The organism is Mycobacterium sp. (assembly GCF_044370595.1).
In the GTDB taxonomy this organism is placed as follows: Bacteria; Actinomycetota; Actinomycetes; order Mycobacteriales; family Mycobacteriaceae; genus Mycobacterium.
Genome location: NZ_JBILVF010000259.1, coordinates 1 through 2,748, shown reverse-complemented (window position 1 = coordinate 2,748; position 2,748 = coordinate 1). Strand labels below are relative to the sequence as shown.

The 2,748-nt window shown below is 68.5% G+C and carries 3 protein-coding genes; 2 read left to right on the top strand and 1 reads right to left on the bottom strand.

Annotated features, from left to right (window positions below):
• Window positions 1-157: 157 nt before the first annotated feature.
• Together ADBZ5N_RS18560 and ADBZ5N_RS18555 are read left to right on the top strand one after the other, a co-directional pair.
• Entirely contained in the window at window positions 158-1,528 is a 1,371-nt protein-coding gene (locus ADBZ5N_RS18560) for a cytochrome P450 (RefSeq protein ID WP_526260022.1), read from the top strand.
• 56 nt (window positions 1,529-1,584) lie between these two features.
• Complete coding sequence (locus ADBZ5N_RS18555; protein ID WP_526260020.1) at window positions 1,585-2,151, top strand: carboxymuconolactone decarboxylase family protein; 567 nt, start codon at window positions 1,585-1,587, stop codon at window positions 2,149-2,151.
• 20 nt (window positions 2,152-2,171) lie between these two features.
• Here ADBZ5N_RS18555 and ADBZ5N_RS18550 read toward each other — a convergent pair.
• The coding region (locus ADBZ5N_RS18550; RefSeq protein WP_526260018.1) for a lysophospholipid acyltransferase family protein at window positions 2,172-2,748 on the bottom strand (577 nt) is incomplete at its 5' end.

Below are 2,748 nucleotides of genomic sequence, written 5' to 3'. Positions count from 1 at the left end.
TTTCGAAGCGCTGCCGGGCCGCGGCGACCACCGCCTCAAGGCGGTCCGCCCGGGGGATGCTGCGGCGGTTCGGTGGCACAGAGGTGAGCCTAATGAGATCTTGACTTACGATCAAGATCGTTCTTGACTGATGGTCAAGTTGTCTGCAGGAGGCCCAATGACGCGCACCAGCGAGACGGTCACGCTCACCGGTCTTCCGGAGGTGCCCCGCAATCCCTTGCCGTTGCGGCGGCAACTGAGCGCGATCCGGGCCTTCGACACCGGCCCGGAAATCCTCGGTCGCGCCGGCGGCCCGGTGACCCGACTTCGCCTGGGCCCCCGGTGGCTGGTGCCGCCCGTGGTCGTGGCGACCTCGCCGCGGGCGGCCCGCGACATCCTCAGTCGCAGCCCAGAGCACATGGAGCGCAACCGCGTCCACGACGAGATGCGCAGTCTGCTGGGTCCAAACCTGTTCGACCTGCGGTACCGCAACTGGCTGCCGCGTCGGCGCGCCCTGCAACCGGTCTTCACCAAACCCAACGTCCCCCGGTTCGGCGGGCACATGGCGGAGGTCGCCGAGACGGTCGCGCGCAGATGGGCCGACGGCGCCCGCATCGACTTGGACGGCGAGGCCCGGCGGGTGACGCTGGGTGCACTCGGACGTTCGGTGCTCGGCCTGGATCTCGAGGCGCGCACCGATGACGTAGCCGGACCTGTTCGGACCGCAGCGAACTACGTCGCCGACCGCGGAGCAAGTCCCGTCCGCGCACCGCGGTGGCTGCCCACACCCGCGCGCCGACGCGCCCGTGCAGCCAGTGCCGCCCTGCACACACTCGCCGGGGAGATCCTGCGGGCGTGCCGGGCCGATTCCGACCTTGACGCCCCACTGGTCCGGGCGCTTATCGCGGCCCGGGACCCCGAGACCGGCAGGGAATTGTCCGACACCGAAATCCGTTGCGAACTGGTCATCTTCATGCTCGCAGGCCACGACACCACGTCGACCACCCTGGCGTACGCGCTGTGGACGCTGGGTCACCATCCCGACATCCAGGACCGGGTCCGCGCCGAGGCCGCCAGTCTGGGCGAGCGCCGACTCGACCCGCAGGACGTCGAGAGCCTGGGTTACACCGTCGCGGTCCTGCACGAGGCGCTGCGGTTGTGCCCGCCGGCACCGATCGTCACCCGGACCGCGATGCGCGACATCGACGTCGACGGCTACCGCGTAGCTGCTGGCACCGAGTTGATGGTCGGCATCAACGCCCTGCACCGCGACCCTTCGCTCTGGGACAGGCCGCTGACCTTCGACCCCGACAGGTTCAGCCCACCGAACTCCGCCGGCCGCGACCGCTGGCAGTACCTGCCTTTCGGGGGCGGCCCCCGCTCATGCATCGGAGACCACTTCGCCATGCTGGAAGCCACCATCGCGCTGGCGACGATCGTGCGTGAAGTCGAACTCCGTTCTTGTGGAATCGCCTTTCCCGTCGTCACTCCGTTCACCGCCGTTGCCGCTGAACCGATCTGGGCGATCTCAAAAAAGCTGGCAACGTGAGTTCGGGGAAGCTCCTCTACCATCGTGGTTATCCACCGTAGGGAGGTGCTGATCCCATGCCCTTCATCGATATGCCCGATGCCCCGGGAATCATGGGGCCCATGCTGTTCCGGCCGCAGACGGCACGGCCGTTGTTCGATCTCGCTGAGGTCCTGCTGCGCGGTGAGAGCAGCCTGAGCCGCGGCGAGCGCGAAATCATCGCCGCCTACGTGTCGCGGCTCAACCAGTGCCAGTTCTGCCACACCGCCCACTCGACGTTCGCGGCGCTGCAACTCGACGGCGGCGCGGAAGTCGTCGACGCGGTGGTCAAGGACCCCGAAACCGCCCCCGTCAGTGAGAAATTGCGCGCGCTGCTGCGTCTTGCCGCGCTCGTACAGCAGTCCGGCCTGGCTGTCACCGAGGAGGCCGTGCAGGCCGCCCGCGCCGAGGGCGCCACCGACACCGAGATCCACGACGCTGTTCTGATCGCGGCCGCGTTCTGCATGTACAACCGCTACGTCGACGGTCTGGGCGCCGTCACCCCGCCAGACCAGTCCGGCTACGACGCGATCGGCCGATTGATCGTCGGCCTTGGCTACTCCGCGGCGGTTCCCCCGGTGCCGCAATCGGATTCAGGAGGGTAAGACCCGGTCCCGCATCCGGCCTAACTCGGCTGCAGCGCCGCGCCCCAGGCGAGCGGGTTGAGATTGCGGTACGGATCGCCGGTCCGCAGCTCCTGGAGGTCGGCGAGGATCGCCTCCAGCGCGCTCTGAGTCCGCTGTTTCACGGCGGGCGCCCAGGTGTCAGCCCCGGTGCCGGCGGGATGAGTCGTCGAAATCGGTTGACCGAAGCGCAGATACATCCGCTGTGGCCGGGGCAGCATCGTCAGGCCCAGACCACGTGTCAGTGGGATGCCGGTGCCTGAGAGACCGTGCAGGCGCTCCCCGATGCCGCGGGTCATCCGCTCCCAGGTGCTGTTGCGCTCCACCAGGCTCTGGAAGACATCGTCGCCGCCCACGAGGCCGACGGGGACGATCGGATAGTCATGGGCGACGGCAAGGCGCGCGAAGCCCGAACGGTCTTTCCACATCAGCCGGTATTCCTCGCCTTTGAACTTGAGCATGTCGCGGGCACCGCCCGGGAAGACCAGCAGAGCCTGACCCCGCTGCATCAATTCGGCCGCGACATCGGGTTGGCCCGGCACCGCGCCGATCGCCTCGGCGAGATCGCGGCGCAATCCC